The sequence below is a fragment of the Allobosea sp. P4_C6 genome, from assembly GCF_056402015.1.
This window is the reverse complement of the sequence record NZ_JBFUIF010000266.1, coordinates 1-1,123: the sequence shown is the minus strand read 5'-3', so window position 1 is coordinate 1,123 and position 1,123 is coordinate 1. Positions and strand designations below refer to the sequence as shown.

Genomic DNA, 1,123 nt, shown 5'->3' with positions numbered 1-1,123 from the left:
TGCCGGTCATCTGTGAGTCGTTTCCGAAGCAGCTCGAGGCTGCCAACAACTGCATTCAGGAGGTTGTTGAAATCATGGGCGATGCCTCCGGTTAGTTGGCCGACGGCTTCCATTTTCTGGGACTGATACAAGGCCTCGCGTGCCGTATCCAAAGCGATTTCTGCACGCTTGCGTTCGGTCATGTCGCGGGTGATTTTGGCGAAGCCCATGATCGAGCCGGAGTCGTTATAGATCGGATCGATCGCAACGCTTGCCCAGAAGCGTTCGCCGTTCTTGCGGACGCGCCATCCTTCGGTCTGAAATCCGTCGTTGGCGCGGGCCTTGGCAAGAGCTCGCTCCCACTCTCGTCTGTCGTGATCCTCCGGCGTGTAGAACACCGAGAAATGCCGACCAATGATTTCGTCGGGCCGGTAGCCTTTGATCCTCTCCGCCCCCGCGTTCCAGTTCGTGACGAAGCCTTTTTCGTCGAGCATGAAGATGGCGTAGTCGGTCACGCCCTGGACTAGGAGGCGAAATGACTGCTCACTTTCGCGCAGCGCTCTCTCTTGCTCTCTGCGTTCGGTCAGATCACGGGTGATCTTCGCATAACCCAGCACTTGCCGCGTCTGGGGATCGATGACCGGATCGATGACGACATGCGCCCAGAACTGGGATCCGTCCTTCCGCACGCGCCAGCCTTCGCTCTCAAATCGTCCCTCCGCCCTCGCCGTTGCCAAGGCCCGGCTCGGAAGGTCCGCCTCGATATCGGAGGCCGTGTAAAAGCGTGAGAAATGCTCGCCGAGGATTTCGTGGTCCTGATAGCCCTTGAAGCGCTGGGCGCCGGGGTTCCAGCTTGCGACCAGCCCTGCAGCGTCCAGCATGTAGATGGCGTAGTCGGTAATCGCATCCACAAGGATTCGATAGCGGCTGTCCGAAAGTTCGTTTTGTGGAGCCATGCCCAGGGACAGTCCGTTCAGCCAACACCGAAGAACCCGCCGAAAAGCGTTCGGTTCCACGACTTCGACATGAATTTTCCTGCGGATACGCCACCGTGCGCGGTGATCGGGTTTGCCTTCGCGCTTGGCGCATTGTTCGAAGGTGCAATCGAGCTACTTGCCGGCTGCATGAAGGCTTTGTCCAGGAC

General features: G+C 58.9%; 1 protein-coding gene. It reads right to left on the bottom strand.

Features of this window, described 5'->3' with window-relative positions; translation table 11 throughout:
* Positions 1-935, bottom strand: a 935-nt coding sequence (locus AC1DVA_RS28545) for a PAS domain-containing protein (RefSeq protein ID WP_476808151.1), incomplete at its 3' end; no start/stop codon positions are given.
* Positions 936-1,123 lie beyond the last annotated feature (188 nt).